This window comes from Stenotrophomonas sp. 05N37 (assembly GCF_056397365.1).
This window is the reverse complement of record NZ_JBFTNG010000001.1, coordinates 883416-898309: the sequence shown is the minus strand read 5'-3', so window position 1 is coordinate 898309 and position 14894 is coordinate 883416. Positions and strand designations below refer to the sequence as shown.

Annotated in this window: 9 protein-coding genes; 4 read left to right on the top strand and 5 right to left on the bottom strand. The window is 68.4% G+C overall.

What is annotated here, in order from left to right:
* The first annotated feature begins 86 nt into the window (after nt 1–86).
* Together AC1DGC_RS03960 and AC1DGC_RS03955 are read left to right on the top strand one after the other, a co-directional pair.
* On the top strand, nt 87–1400 hold the full coding sequence (locus AC1DGC_RS03960; protein ID WP_478047255.1) for an O-acetylhomoserine aminocarboxypropyltransferase/cysteine synthase family protein: 1314 nt from the start codon (nt 87–89) through the stop codon (nt 1398–1400).
* 252 nt (nt 1401–1652) lie between these two features.
* The gene (locus tag AC1DGC_RS03955) at nt 1653–2546 is read left to right on the top strand and encodes an AraC family transcriptional regulator (RefSeq protein ID WP_394161177.1); all 894 of its coding nucleotides are present in this window, start codon (nt 1653–1655) and stop codon (nt 2544–2546) included.
* A gap of 83 nt (nt 2547–2629) precedes the next feature.
* Here AC1DGC_RS03955 and ybaL read toward each other — a convergent pair whose 3' ends face one another.
* Together ybaL and AC1DGC_RS03945 are read right to left on the bottom strand one after the other, a co-directional pair.
* Nucleotides 2630–4330 carry a YbaL family putative K(+) efflux transporter gene (ybaL, locus tag AC1DGC_RS03950; protein WP_259206378.1) on the bottom strand — a complete coding sequence of 567 codons (1701 nt, stop codon included), beginning with the start codon at nt 4328–4330 and terminating at the stop codon, nt 2630–2632.
* Nucleotides 4331–4548: 218 nt separating this feature from the next.
* Nucleotides 4549–6942 carry a TonB-dependent receptor plug domain-containing protein gene (locus AC1DGC_RS03945; RefSeq protein WP_259206377.1) on the bottom strand — a complete coding sequence of 798 codons (2394 nt, stop codon included), beginning with the start codon at nt 6940–6942 and terminating at the stop codon, nt 4549–4551.
* A gap of 356 nt (nt 6943–7298) precedes the next feature.
* Here AC1DGC_RS03945 and AC1DGC_RS03940 point away from each other — a divergent pair, with 356 nt between their 5' ends.
* Nucleotides 7299–9155, top strand: coding sequence for an ABC-F family ATP-binding cassette domain-containing protein (locus AC1DGC_RS03940; protein WP_259206376.1), 1857 nt, complete (start codon nt 7299–7301; stop codon nt 9153–9155).
* Nucleotides 9156–9272: 117 nt separating this feature from the next.
* On the opposite strand, the gene AC1DGC_RS03935 is transcribed toward AC1DGC_RS03940, so the two are convergent.
* On the bottom strand, nt 9273–10145 hold the full coding sequence (locus tag AC1DGC_RS03935) for a LysR family transcriptional regulator (RefSeq protein ID WP_478047254.1): 873 nt from the start codon (nt 10143–10145) through the stop codon (nt 9273–9275).
* A gap of 206 nt (nt 10146–10351) precedes the next feature.
* Between AC1DGC_RS03935 and blaL2 the strand changes: the two genes are divergently transcribed.
* Nucleotides 10352–11254 (top strand): L2 family extended-spectrum class A beta-lactamase, encoded by a 903-nt coding sequence (gene blaL2, locus AC1DGC_RS03930; protein ID WP_478047253.1) that lies wholly within the window; start codon nt 10352–10354, stop codon nt 11252–11254.
* 39 nt (nt 11255–11293) lie between these two features.
* Here blaL2 and ggpS read toward each other — a convergent pair whose 3' ends face one another.
* Together ggpS and AC1DGC_RS03920 are read right to left on the bottom strand one after the other, a co-directional pair.
* Nucleotides 11294–13579: a glucosylglycerol-phosphate synthase gene (gene ggpS, locus AC1DGC_RS03925; protein WP_478047473.1), complete on the bottom strand. Its 2286-nt coding sequence runs from the start codon at nt 13577–13579 to the stop codon at nt 11294–11296.
* Nucleotides 13580–13602: 23 nt separating this feature from the next.
* The gene (locus AC1DGC_RS03920) at nt 13603–14868 is read right to left on the bottom strand and encodes an MFS transporter (RefSeq protein WP_478047252.1); all 1266 of its coding nucleotides are present in this window, start codon (nt 14866–14868) and stop codon (nt 13603–13605) included.
* Between the last annotated feature and the right edge of the window lie 26 nt (nt 14869–14894).

Here is a 14894-nt window from a genome sequence, read left to right as displayed (position 1 = left end):
TACAAGCCCATGCGTAATCGGCATGAGCCGACGCGTGCGGCGGTGCTGTGCTGCGCTATCGTCCGCATTCAACCGGAGGAGGCGTGATGGCAGAGCACGGTAGTCAAGGGCAGGCCCCAGCACCGCAGTGGAAGGCGGAAACCATCGCCGTCCACGGCGGCTACACCCCGGACCCCACCACCCGCGCGGTGGCGGTGCCGATCTACCAGACCGTGGCCTATGCCTTCGACGATACCCAGCACGGTGCGGACCTGTTCGATCTGAAGGTGCCGGGCAATATCTACACGCGCATCATGAACCCCACCACCGACGTGCTGGAGCAGCGCATCGCCGCGCTCGAAGGCGGTATCGGCGCACTCGCGCTGGCCTCGGGGCAGGCCGCCATCACCTACGCGATCCAGACCATCGCCGAAGCCGGTGACAACATCGTCTCCTCCAGCGCGCTGTATGGCGGCACCTACAACCTGTTCGCGCATACCCTGCCGCAGTTCGGCATCCAGACCCGCTTCGCCGCCTACGACGACCCGGACGCCTTCGCCGCGCTGATCGACGAACGCACCAAGGCGGTGTTCGTCGAGTCGATCGGCAATCCGCGCGGCAACATCACCGATATCGAAGCGGTGGCCAGGATCGCCCATGCGCATGGGGTGCCGGTGATCGTCGACAACACCGTGGCCACCCCGTACCTGCAGCGCTCGTTCGACTTCGGTGCCGACATCGTGGTGCATTCGCTGACCAAGTACCTGGGCGGCCATGGCACCAGCCTGGGCGGGGCGATCGTCGACTCCGGACGCTTTCCGTGGGCTGAGCACAAGCAGCGCTTCCCGCGCTTGAACGAGCCCGACGTGAGTTACCACGGCGTGGTCTACACCGAGGCGCTTGGCCCGGCGGCGTACATCGGGCGCGCACGTGTGGTGCCGCTGCGCAACACCGGTGCGGCGATCTCGCCCTTCAATGCCTTCCTGATCCTGCAAGGCATCGAGACGCTGGCGCTGCGCATGGACCGGATCAACGCCAACACGCTGGCGGTGGCCGCGTTCCTGCGCGACCACGCCAAGGTCGACTGGGTGAACTACGCGGCGCTGCCCGATCACCCTGAGCATGCCTTGGTGCAGAAGTACCTGCGCGGCCACGGCTCCGGCGTGCTCACCTTTGGCCTGCCCGGCGGGCGTGCGGCCGGCGCGCGCTTCCTGGATGCACTGCAGTTGTTCACCCGGCTGGTGAACCTTGGCGATGCCAAGTCGCTGGCCACGCATCCGGCCTCCACCACGCACCGGCAACTGGATGCGGCCGAGCTGCAGAGAGCCGGCGTGAGTGAAGACACCGTTCGCCTGTCCATCGGCATCGAACACATCGACGACCTGCTGGCCGACCTGGCCCAGGCCCTGTCCAAGGCGTAGAGGCGGGACCCACGGCGGCCGGTGCGGGCCGGCCGTCGTGGGGTTTTTCCCTCCAAACCGTGCCGTTCCTGCAATGGGGGTATCGCCACGCCACGCGTGGCTGGGCGGTGACGGACGAAGGTGCAGCCACGCATGGCGTGGCGCTACCGGCGGGGTTAGCATCGGCTGGCGTTCCCCCAACTCCGCAAGATCGGCCACGCGGCGGCCCATGGGATGACGCACCCTGAGCGTCACCTTGAGAGGGAGCCCGCCATGAGCCGCATCGCCCAGGTCCGCCAACGCCACGGTATCGACCGCGTCATCGCCCATCTGCAAGCGTGCCTGCGTGCGGGCGATCCCTTGCCGGATCTGGAGACACTGGCCGCGATCGCGCACCAGTCACCGTTCCACTTCCATCGACTGTACCGCGCGCTGACCGGCGAGACGCCCGGGCGCACGGTGGCCCGCCTGCGGTTGCTGCAGGCGCTGCAGCTGCTCGGCCACGCGGAGAGCCGGGTGACCGAGGTCGCCTTGAACGTCGGCTATGAAAGTCCGCAGGCGCTGGCCCGTGCCTGTCGCCAGGCGCTGGATGCCACGCCGAGTGCGCTGCGCGAGGATGCCGGGCTGCGCAGCCATTGGCAGCAGCAGCTGTCGCTGCCGGTCGGCGACCAGGCTGACGAGCGGGTGCCGTTGCGGGTGACGGTGACCACGCTGGAACCCTTCGATGTGGTGGCGCTGCGCCGGAAAGGTGCGTTCGAGGATCTGGACCAGGCATTTGGCGAGGTCTTTGCCTGGGCGGCGGAGCAGGGCTGGGCCGAGCAGCTGCAGCACCTGGTGGGCATTGCGCGCACCGATCACCGCGATGTGCCGGCGGGCGAGTGCGTGTTCGATTGCGGCATGGGCTTTGGGCGCACGCCGCAGGCGCTACCGGACCCGCTGCAGACACTGACGCTGGGTGGGGGCGCGTATGCAGTGCTGCGCCACGTGGGCCGCTACGCACGCCTGGAGGTGGCTACGGACACACTGCTGCGGGACTGGCTGCCCGACAGCGGCCACGTGCTCCGCGATGCGGAGCTTTACTACCACTACCTGGATGACCCGGAAGAGGTGCCCGAGGCCATCCTGCGTGCCGATATCTGCGTGCCGGTGGAGCGCCCTGGCACCTGAGAAAACGGCATCCACGCACGGCGCGGATCCATGCGCGGGCGTAGACACGCCACGCGTGGACGGGGCATTGCCTTGGTGATCCCTCACACCACCGGGATGCTGTGCTTGCCCAGAGTGCGGTACGGCGGGGTGGCCATCACCATCTCGGCCAGCGAATACGCCAGTTCGCGTTCGGCCATCACCGTGCCGTCGGCGCCGTGCTCGAGCAGATGCTTCACTTCGGCATCGCTGTGCGCGCGGGCCAGCAGGGTCAGCCCCGGGTTGAGCGCGCGCAGCTTGGCCAGGGTTTCGCCCGCTTCCAGCGGCTGCGGGATGGCCAGCACCGCGATCTTGGCGCGCTCGGGATGGGCCTCGGCCAGCACCTTGTCCGAGGCGGCACTGCCGCGGATGCCGGGCAGGCCGGCCGCGTGCGCCTCGGCCACGTGTTCCTTGTTGTCGTCGATCACCAGCACCGGTACCCCGCGATCGCGCAGTACCTGGGCCAGCGCACTGCCGACACGGCCGTAGCCGATCACGATGGCGTGGTCGTGCAGGTCCAGCGACGGCCCGGGCGGCAGTTCGATCTCGACGGCGGTCGGGGTGGTTTCCTGGTGCTTGGCCAGCCAACGGTCGAGCAGCCCGAACACCAGCGGGTTGAGCATGATCGAGATCAGCGCACCGGCCAGCACCAGCGCCTGGCCGGTGGGCGGCAGGATCTTCAGGGTCACGCCGAGGCCGGCGATGATGAAGGCGAATTCGCCGATCTGCGCCAGGCTGGCCGAAATGGTCAGCGCGGTGCCGGTGGGGTGCCCGAACGCGCGCACGATCACGAACGCGGCGGCGGACTTGCCGAACATGATGATCGCCGCGGTCGCCAGTACCTGCCACGGGTGCTCGATCAGGATCGCCGGATTGAACAGCATGCCCACCGAGACGAAGAACAGCACCGCGAACGCATCGCGCAGCGGCAGCGAATCATTGGCCGCCTTGTGGCTCAGCTCCGATTCGTTGAGCAGCATGCCGGCGAAGAATGCACCGAGCGCAAACGACACCCCGAACAGCATCGCCGAGCCGAAGGCCACGCCCAGCGCGATCGCCAGCACGGCCAGGGTGAACAGCTCGCGCGAGCCGGTACCGGCGATGCGCTCGAGGATCCACGGGATCACCCGGCGCCCGACCACCAGCATCACCGCCACGAACAGGCCCAGCTGCACGAATGTCCAGCCGATGCTGGCCAGCACGCTGCCGACGGTATGGGTTTCATTGGCCGCATCCGGGCCGAACACGCCGGCCAGGACCGGCATCATCACCAGGGCCAGGACGCAGGCCAGGTCTTCCACGATCAGCCAGCCGATCGCGATCTTGCCGCGCGTGGTTTCCAGCAGGCGCCGTTCTTCCATCGCGCGCAGCAGCACCACGGTACTGGCGGTGGCCAGCGAGAAACCGAACACCACGCCGTAGATCACCGGCCAGCCCATCAACGCGGCCAAGCCCCAGCCGAGCAGGGTGGCGACCAGGATCTGGCCGATCGCACCCGGGATGGCGATCGCCTTGACCTCCATCAGGTCCTTCAGCGAGAAATGCAGGCCGACGCCGAACATCAGCAGCATCACCCCGATCTCGGCCAGCTGGTTGGCCAGCGCCTGGTCGGCCACGAAGCCAGGGGTGAACGGCCCTACGCAGATGCCCGCAACCAGATAACCGACCAGGGGAGACAAACGCAGCTTGTTGGCCAGCGCGCCCAGGATGAAGGCGAGCCCAAGGCCAACGGCGACGATGTTGATCAGGTCGGTGTCATGGTGCATCGGGGCTCGCAGAAATAGGGGATGTCCCGATTTTCACCGATGCGGCCGATCCGGGCAAACACTGCGTGCGGCGATGCTGGTATGTCCCCATGGTCAGGTGATGCGCTGTCCCGGACAAAGGACGGGCGGAGCGATGAATGCGCAGATCCCCGTATTTGCACGGCCCAAACGCACATGCCCCGGCGTACCGGGGCATGGTGGTCATCAGGCAGAGGTACTTACCACTTGTAGGTCACGCGGCCATACACGTACGCGCCATTGAACCCGTACGGCGAGTAGTTGCTGTACGGCAACATGCCCCAGGTGGAGTTCTGCAGGTCCACGGTGCGGTCGGGGTACTCGTCCAGCAGGTTGTCCGCGCCCAGGGTCAGTGCCCAGTTCTCGCTCGGCTTGTAGCTGACCGACGCGTCCAGCACCCACGAGGCGTCGTAGGTCTGGTCACGCAGTGCGGTGGCCGAGTTGCGCACGGTGAAGCTGCCGTAGCGCGTGGCGGCCAGGTTCAGGTCCCAATGGTCGCTGCGCCAGGTGCCGCTGAGGATGGTCTTGTCGCGCGGGTAGCTGTCCTCGATGCGGCCGATCTCATCGCGACCGATCAGCGACTGGGTGATGCCCAGCGTGCCGAACACCGGCGGCGAGGCGATGAACTTCTTCACCTCGGTTTCGTTGTAGCTGTAGGCCGCGGTCAGTTCCAGGGTGCTGGCGCTGAAGGGAATGCTGTAGCTGGACACCGCATCCACGCCACGGGTGCGGGTATCCACGCCGTTGGTGAAGTAGGAGAACGCGGTGACGCCCGGCAGGCCCAGCCCGCTGAGCAGCGAGTTGGCCGCCGCATTGGTGGTGATGTTGGTGGACAGCACGATGCGGTCGTCGATGTCGATCTGGTACGCATCCACCGTCAGGTACAGACGCTCGACCGGCTGCAGCACCAGGCCCAGGCTGTAGGACGTGGAACTTTCGGCCTTGAGCGGGCTGGCCCCCAATGCCTGCGCGGCCTGGCTGGTGGTGGGGAAGGTGCCGCGTTCGACGAAGGCGCCGTTGACGATCGTGCTGGTTACCGCCTGGTAGCTCTGCTGGGCCAGCGACGGCGCGCGGAAGCCGGAGGACGCGGTGGCGCGCAGGGCGACCTTGTCGGTGAACGCGTAGCGCGCCGACAGCTTGCCGGAGAACTTGTCGCCGAAGTCCGAGTAGTCTTCGTAGCGACCGGTCAGGCCGGCCGAGAACTTGTCGGTGAGGTCTGCCTCCAGCCCGGCATACACCGCGTAGTTGTGGCGATCGTTGGACACTGCGTTGAGCGGGGTGAATCCACCGAAGCCCTGCGCGCCGCTGCCGAAGTACGAATTGGCTTCACCGGCGGACTGTTCCCACTTCTCGCGGCGGTACTCACCGCCGAAGGACAGCGTGACCGGGTAGGCCAGGCCCCAGTCCAGCGACTTGGTCAGATCGGCGTTGACGATGTCCTGGGTGTACTTCAGCGCACCGTCGTAGAACGAACGCGGACTGGTCAGGCCGAGGCTGTAGTTGATGCTGTTGCGGGTGTGGAAGTCGATCGTGTTCTCGCCGTGGTTGGCGCTCACGTCCCAGGTCCAGCCGTTGTCGGTGTCGCCCTTGACCCCGGCCACCAGCGAGCGGTCCTTGGAGTACTGGTTGATCTGCGGCACGAAGCCGTCCGGATAGGTCTGCGCCAGCAGCGCGCCCTGGCCACTGTTGGTGCGCGAGCGGTAGAACGCGAACGAGGTGATGTCGCGGTTGCTGGCCATCGCCGTGGCATAGGCCGAGACATGGTCGTTGAACTGGAAGCTGGCGTTGACCGACGCGGCGGTGGCGTCCACCTGCGGGTCGCCCACGACGAAGGTCTTCTGGCCGATATCGGGGAAGTTGCCGGTGTTGGGCGTGGTGCCCAGGTACGGACCGGCGCGGTTGCTTTCATCCTGCTGCAGGATCTGCCCGGCCACGTGCACGCTGCCGCGACCGTCGGCGAAACCGATCCCGGCATCGCCGGAGATCTGGTACTTGTTGCCGTCGCCGGCCGAGTACTGGCCCGCATCCACGGCCAGGCTGCCGCCGGAGGCGGAGCCCTTGAGCACGATGTTGACCACGCCGGCGATGGCGTCCGAGCCGTACTGGGCCGAGGCGCCGTCGCGCAGCACTTCCACGCGCTCGATGGCCGCGATCGGGATCGCATTGATGTCCACTGCCGACGAGCCGCGGCCGATGCTGCCGTTGACGTTGATCTGCGCCGAGGTATGCCGGCGCTTGCCGTTGACCAGCACCAGCACCTGGTCCGGGGAGAGGCCGCGCAACTGGGCCGGGCGGATGCCGCTGGTGCCGTCGGTCAGCGCCGGGCGCGGGAAGTTCAGCGAGGGCAGGGCACGCGCCAGTGCGGTGGCCAGCTCGGTGGTGCCGGTGGACTGCAGGGCTTCGGGGGTGATGATGTCGATCGGGGACTGCGACTCGGCCACGGTGCGGTCGGCCACCCGGGTGCCGGTGACGATGATGGTGTCCAGCGTATTGGCCGCGGTGCGCGCGGGCGCGTCCTGGGCCAGGGCGGCGAAGCTGGACGCGCCGAGGACGACAGCGACGGCGGCGGCGAGCGTACTGGTCTTGCGGTTCATCAGGGTGGGGCTCCGGTAGGAATGGCGCGGCACCGGAACGACATCGCGACGGGGTGGGGCGGGGTCGGCGAAGGCGGGTGTTGCGGTGCGCAATAAACGAATTAACGGGATATTCATCGCTTGTCAAATGCCTGCCATAATCCAAAAAACGTTGCAGCAGCAACCATTTACGTGAATATGCAGGTCAGTTGGCGGGTTCAACGGGAGGGTCCCGGGGAAGCGCGGGCAGGGTCGTGGGAGAGAGAACGAGACCTGCCGCGCATCCCGGGGCGCGTCAAGTATTCGTTAACGTTAGAATTACGTCGCAGGAAGGGTGCTTACCAGCACATTCCATTCCGTTATATGGACCCCCCAAGATGATTTCCCTTCGTAACTTCGCCTTGCGCCGTGGCGAGCGGCTGCTGTTGTCCAATGTCGACCTGACCCTGCACGCGGGGTACCGCGTCGGCGTGGTCGGCCGCAACGGGGCCGGCAAGTCCAGCCTGTTCGCCGCCGTGAAGGGTGAGCTGGAGGCGGACAAGGGTGATGTCGACCTGCCCGGCAAGGTCCGCATCGCCAGCGTCGCCCAGGAAACCCCGTCGCTGCCCGATCCGGCGCTGCAGTTCGTGCTGGAGGGCGACACCGAGGTGGCCGCCGTCATGCGCATGGAGGCCGATGCGGCCGCGCGCGAAGATTGGGAGGCGGTCGCCACCGCGCACCAGAAGATGGCCGAGATCGGCGCCTATGACGCCGAAGCGCGGGCGGGCAAGCTGCTGCACGGCCTGGGCTTCCCGGCCGAGACGCACTCGCGGGCCGTGTCCTCGTTCTCCGGCGGCTGGCGCGTGCGCCTGAACCTGGCGCGCGCGCTGATGATGCCCAGCGACCTGCTGCTGCTCGACGAACCGACCAACCACCTCGATCTGGACGCGGTGTTCTGGCTGGAACAGTGGTTGCTCAAGTACCCGGGCACCCTGTTGCTGATCTCGCATGACCGCGAGTTCCTCGACAACGTGGCCACCCACACGCTGCACCTGCATGGCGGTGGCGCCAAGCTGTACCCGGGCGGCTATACCGACTTCGAGCGCCAGCGCGCCGAGCAGCTGCGCCAGCAGCAGATCGCGCACGACAAGGAACAGGCCGAGCGCGCCCACCTGCAGAGCTTCATCGACCGCTTCAAGGCGCAGGCCAGCAAGGCCGCCCAGGCGCAGAGCCGCATGAAGCGCCTGGCCAAGCTGGCCGGTACCGAGGCGGTGCGCGCCGAGCGCGAGTTCCGCATCGAGTTCTCGCCGCCGGCCAAGCTGCCGTTCTCGCTGATCCGCCTCAACCACGTCGACGCCGGTTACGGCGCCGATTCGGTGATCCTGCACAACGTGGGCTTCGGCCTGGAAGCCGGCCAGCGCATCGGCCTGCTGGGCCCGAACGGCGCGGGCAAGACCACGCTGGTGAAGACGCTTGTCGGTGAGCTGGCCCCGCTGAGTGGCGAGCGCGCCGCGCACCCGGACCTGCGCATCGGCTACTTCGCCCAGCACACGGTGGAGTCGCTGCACGAAGGCCAGTCGCCGATGGAGCACTTCCGCGACCTGGACCGGGATGCACCGAACCAGACCTTCCGCGATTTCCTCGGCAAGTGGAATTTCGCCGGGGATCGTGCGTTCGAACCGGTGGATGGCTTCTCCGGCGGCGAGCGTGCGCGCCTGGCCCTGTCGCTGATCGCCTACCAGCAGCCCAACGTACTGCTGCTCGACGAACCGACCAACCACCTTGACCTGGAAATGCGCGAAGCGCTGGCCGAAGCGCTGGCCGACTTCGAGGGCGCGATCGTGATGGTCTCGCATGACCGCCACCTGATCGGCCTGGTCTGCGACACCTTCTGGCGCGTGGCCGATGGCGTGGTCGAGCCGTTCGACGGCGACCTGGACGCGTATGCGGCGTGGCTGCGCTCGCGGCCCGCCGCACAGGGCACCAAGCAAAAGATGGCCGCCGCCGCGCCGGAACCGGCGCCGCCGACGCCGCCGCTGCCGGCCCGGAAGCCGGCCAACCCGCACAAGCTGGCCGCTGCCGAAGCCAAGGTGGGCGAACTGGAAGCCCTGTTGGCCGACCTGGACCGCCAGCTGGCCGACCCCGCCAATTACGCCGATGCGACCCGCATGGCCGTGCTTGGCCGTGACCGCGAAGCGACCGCCACCCTGCTCGGCAAGGCCGAGCAGGCGTGGATGGAATTGCTGGACGCCTGATCGCGGTGGGTGATGCGGCACGTGGGGACGTGCCGCATCCTGCGTAGATCCACGCCATGCGTGGATGCGCCGGGCGGCGGCGTTGCGCCGGCCACGCATGGCGTGGCCCTGCGCGGTTCAGCGCGTGGGATCCTGTGTTTCCAACCATGCCCGGAACCGACGCGCGGCGTCGCTCTCGGCGCGTGAGCGCAAGCGCGTCAGCCAGTACCGCCCCAGCTCGAGCGTCGGCGTAAACGGCTGCACCAGCCGCCCCTGCGCCAGGTCCTGCTCGAACATCTTCAGCGGCAGCAGGGCCACGCCAGCCCCGGACGCCGCCGCGCTGGCCAGGGTCAACGAGGAATCGAACACCGGCCCGCGCGCCTCCAGTTCGGCCACCCCCGCGACCTGCAGCCAACGCGGCCACTCGTCGCTGCGATAGGACCGCAGCAGCGTCACGTTGGCCAGGTCACGCGGATGCCGCAGCGCGCGCGCGACCGCGGGTGCGCACAGCGGCGCGAACGGTGCGTCCAGCACGGGCGTGCAGACCTGGCCCTGCCAGTCGCCATCGCCGAAGCGGATGGCCATGTCCAGGCCCTCGCCGGCCAGGTCGATGCGGTTGTTGTGGGTCTGCACGCGCAGCTCGATGTCCGGGTGCAGGGCGGCAAAGCCCGCCAGGCGTGGCAGCAGCCAACCGGTGGCAAACGTGCCGACTACGCCCACCCCGAGGACCTCGCGGAAGTGCCCGCCGACGAACCGGTCCAGGCTCACGGCGATGCGGTCGAACGCCTCGTTGAGCACCGGATACAGTCGCGCGCCTTCGTCGGTGAGCGCCACCCCGCGTGGCAGCCGGTTGAACAGCGACACCCCGAGGCGGTCCTCCAGCGCCCGGATCTGGTGGCTCAGCGCCGCCTGGCTGACGCACAGCTCGAGCGCGGCTCGGGTGAAGTTCTGGTGGCGCGCGGCCGCCTCGAAGGCACGCAGTGCGTTGAGTGGCAGCTGGGGGCGGATCATGGGCGAGCCGTGAGAAGGGATGATGGATGATCGCATTGATTCGGCGACCTGCACCCGCCCGGGGGCGATAGGGTCACGCTCTCGATCCAGCGCCGCCGCGTCCACTGCGGCAAGACATTATCCTGGCTAATGGCTCTCCCTGAAAATGCTCGCTGGTTCGTCGCGGCCACGGCGTGAATACTTCCGCCTCCCCTTGGAGATCCCACATGCTCGCTCGACGACAGTTCCTGCATTGGACCGGGGCCGCCGCTGCCTCGGCGCTGGCCGCATCCGCGCTCGCCAAGGTGCCGCCCGTCGCGCCCGCGCCGGTGGCGGCCGCCAAGGACTTCGCGGCGCTGGAGGCCGCCAGCGGCGGTCGCCTCGGCGTGACCCTGCTGGATACCGGCAGCGGGCAGCGCATCGGCCACCGCCAGGACGAGCGCTTCCCGATGTGCAGCACCTTCAAGTTCGCGTTGTGCGCGACCGTCCTGCACCAGGCGGATGCCGGTGCGCTGGCGCTGGATCGGCGGGTGCCGGTGCGCCAGCAGGACATGCTCTCGCATGCACCGGTCACCACCCGGCATATCGGCAAGGACCTGAGCGTGCGCGACCTGTGCCGGGCCACGATGGTCACCAGCGACAATCCGGCGGCCAACCTGCTGCTCGGCGTGGTCGGTGGGCCACCGGCGGTGACCCGCTTCCTGCGGGACACAGGCGATGCGGTGACCCGCAACGATCGGCTGGAGCCGGACATGAATCGCTTTGCGCCGGGCGATCCGCGCGACACCACCAGCCCGGCGGCGATGGCCGCCAGCCTGCACCGCCTGGTACTGGGGCCGGTGCTGGCGCCGGCCTCCCGCCAGCAACTGGCCGATTGGCTGATCGACAACGAAACCGGTGACGCGCGCTTTCGCGCCGGCCTGTCCAAGGCGTGGCGGGTGGGTGACAAGACCGGGAGCAATGGCGAAGACACCACCAACGACATCGCGATCCTGTGGCCCGTGGCCGGCGGCGCACCGTGGGTGCTGACCAGCTACCTGCAGGGCGCCACCGTGGACGATGCCGGCCGCAACGACGTGCTGCGCCAGGTGGCCGTGCTCGCCGAGCAACGCATCCGCGCAGGGGGCTGATGCCCGCCGCAGGCCGGCGTCAGCCACGCCCGGGCCGGGTTACGCCTCGGCGTGGCTGGTGCGTACCGCCTCCAGGAAATCGCGGCCCCAGCGGTCCACGTCGTAATACTCCACGCTGCCGAACAGCTGGCGCATGCGACCGGTGGCTTCCTCGTCGGGCATCGACAGCGCCTGCAGCAGCCCGGCGGTGAGGTCGGCCGGATCGTGCGGATTGGTCAGCACCGCGCCCTTGAGTTCGGCCGCCGCGCCGGCAAATTCGCTCAGCACCAGCACGCCGCTGCTGCCTTCGATGCCGTGGGTGGCGACGAATTCCTTGGCCACCAGGTTGAGCCCATCGCGCAGCGGGGTGATCCACATCACCTGCGCGGCCGCGTAATGCGCCACCACCTGCTCGAACGGCAATGCCTGGGCGAAGAACCGCACCGGGGTCCAGTCCAGGCGTGAAAAACGGCCGTTGATGCGGCCCACCGCCTGTTCGATCTGGTTCTGCAGCGTGCGATACACGGTCATTTCGCGGGCCGCCGGCACGCATACCATCAGCAGGGTGACCTTGCCCTGGCGCTCGGGGTGCTGTTCGAGCAGGCGCTCGAACGCTTCCAGCTTGGCCAGCGTGCCCTTGGTGTAATCCAGCCGCTCCACCGACAGCACCAGCTTGCGCGCGCCGATCTCACGTCGCAGCTTGAAGATGTCGTTGCGCACATCGCTGCGGGCCAGCACGCTATGGATGCGGCGCAGGTCGGTGCCGACCGGGTGCGCGCCCAGCGCGATCTCGCGGTCGCCCACGCGCAGGCGCGTGGTCATGGTGTCCAGGCCCACCGCGCAGCCGTAGGTGAGGAAGCGCGGCGCGCAGCTTTCCCAGGCCAGTCGCTCCGTCGGTACCGCACCGCGCACCACGTCCACGAAGTTCTCCACCTGGCGCGGGATGTGGAACCCGATGTAGTCGCACGACAACAGGCTGCCGATGATCTCGCGCCGCCACGGCACCACGTTGAACACGTCGGCCGAAGGGAAGTAGGTATGGTGGAAGAAGGCGATTTTCAGGTCCGGGCGCAGCTCGCGCAGCGTGGCCGGCACCATCCACAGGTTGTAGTCGTGGATCCATACGGTGGCCCCGTGCGCGGCTTCGGCGGCGGTGGCCTCGGCGAACTTGCGGTTGACCTTGAGGAACACCTGCCAGTCGTCTTCGCGGAAGCGCGCACGTTCCCAGAACACATGCAGCATCGGCCAGAACGCTTCCTTGGAGAAGCGCTTGTAGAAGATGTCCACCTCCTGCTTGCTCAGCGGCACGCGTGCGGCGGTCAGGGTGGGGTAGCGCTCGGCGTCCACGGCCATGTGGGTCTGGAACGGGCCGCGCTTGGGCTCGTCGATCCCCCACGCAACCCACGAGCCTTTCTGACCGCCTTCGAAAAAGCTCAGCAGCGAGGGAATGATGCCGTTCGGCGAGCGCGGCGGGCGTTGCACCAGCACGCCGTCTTCCATGACTTCATCGAACGGCATGCGGTGGTAGACCATCACCAGGTCGGCACCGTCGGCACGCGCCTGCACCGGTGGGTACAGGAAGGCATCGTCGGCGGCTAGCAGGCCGAAGTGTTCGATCGCTTCGAGAATGCCGCCGCAGCCGGGCGCCTGCGCGTGGAAGGTGTGCGTGAGGTCGGCGGTCGCCGCGGTCAGTGCCGGCTCCGAATCGCCCACGCATACGCCGCGGAAACCGGAGGTATACATCGACAGGTCGTTGAGGGTGTCGCCGGCCACCAGGATGCGGTGGCGCGGCAGTTCCAGCAGGCGCGCAAGCGCGGCCAGGGTGCGGCCCTTGTCGGTGTCCGGCGGCAGGATGTCCAGGTAGCGGTCGGCCGAATACAGCACATCGCAGCCCAGCGCCTGTGCGGCCGCCTGGATCTGCGAGCGCAGGGGCGCCAGCGTCTGTGGATCGCAGAAATACGAGCAGCGGCGTTCCTGCGGCACATCCTGGCGCTGCAGCGCAGTGAACGGCCGCATCGCCGCCGCGACGGCCTGTTCGCCGGGCCAGTGCGCGTCGATCATCGATTGCAGGGGCTGCAGCGGCTGCAGGGTGCGGCCGTCGACCACCGTGGCGCCGACATCGCAGACCACGTAGTCCGGGCGCGGAATGGCCGGGTCGGAGAGCAGCGGCATCACCGCTTCCAGGCCGCGGCCGGTGATGAAGATCAGGGCGATACCGGGATGCTGGTCGACCAGCCGGTACAGGCGATGACGCGCGGCGGCATCGCCGGCGAGAAAGGTGCCATCCAGGTCGGTGGCGAGGATGAGGTGCGGTGCCGGCCGGGCCGGCGGTGTACGGGTGGGAATCGCAGGGGTCGGTGTCGATACAGTCAATGCACTTCCTTATCGGAACGGAGGGGAGAGGGGGTGTCCGGCGGTGGGCCGGCATCGGTTTCGGGCATCATTTCCAGCGCCGAGGGCGTGGTGCGCAGCATCAGCCGGAACCCGACCGGGTGCGTGCGCAGGCGCTGGAAGCGCAGCAGGCGGGCGGTGGTGAACGCGGCCAGCGCCACCAGCACCAGCGCGAAATACAGCGGCAGCGCGGCCGGCCCGAAGCGCTGCATCGCCGCGCCGGCCAGCGCCGGGCCAAGCGCGGCGCCCACGCCGTGCACCAGCAGCAGGCTGGAGCAACCCGACAGCAGGTGCGCGCGCGGCAGGTAGTCGAGCATGTGCGCCACCGCGAACGGATACAGCGCGAAGGCGAGCCCGCCATACAGGAAGAACAACCCGAACAGCAGGTGGGTCTGCACTTGGATCATCGGCAGCGAGGCGACCACGGCGATGCCGGCGGCGGCAAGGCTGAGCGCCACCAGCCCGCTGCGGCGGTCGTGGCCGTTGCTGATGTGGCCCAGTGGCCATTGCAGCAACGCGCCGCCCAGGATCGCGGTGAGCATGAACAAGGCCACGCCGTTGCGGTCCAGGCCCACCGCGCCTGCATACACCGGCAGCAGCCCCCAGAACGCCCCCATCGCCAGCCCGGACAGGCCCGCCGCGACGGTGGCCACCGGCGCCATCGCATACAACCGGCGCAGCGCCAGGCGGGTGACCACCGGCACCTCCGGTTGCCGCAGCCGGGTCGCGGTCACCGGCAACACCGCCGCGCAGATCAGGATCGCGGTCAGCATGAACATGGCCATCGCGCTGGCGTCGCCCAGCATCAACAGCACCTGGCCCAGCGCCAACGCCGACAGGTTGACCACCATGTACAGCGAGAACGCACGGCTGCGCCGGGCCGGCTCCGGTTCGGCGTTGAGCCAGCTCTCGATGACGGTGTACAACCCGACCAGCGCGATGCCGGTGGCAACGCGCAGCACGCCCCAACCGAGCGGATTGATCCACAGCGGATGCAGCAGCACCGCGATCGCGGCAAGGGCGGCGAAGAAGGCGAAGGCGCGGATATGCCCGATCCGGCCGATCAGCGAGGGCGCAAAGAAGGTGCCGACGAAAAACCCGGCGAAGTAGCCGGACATCACCAGCCCCAGCGTGCCGGCGCCGAACCCGGCCTGGCCGCCGCGTACCGCCAGAAGGGTGCCCAGAAGCCCGCTGCCCGTGAGGAGCAACGCGACGCCGCAGAGCAGGGCGGTCAGCCGCCACATGCGGGCAGCCTCGGTGGAAATGAAAA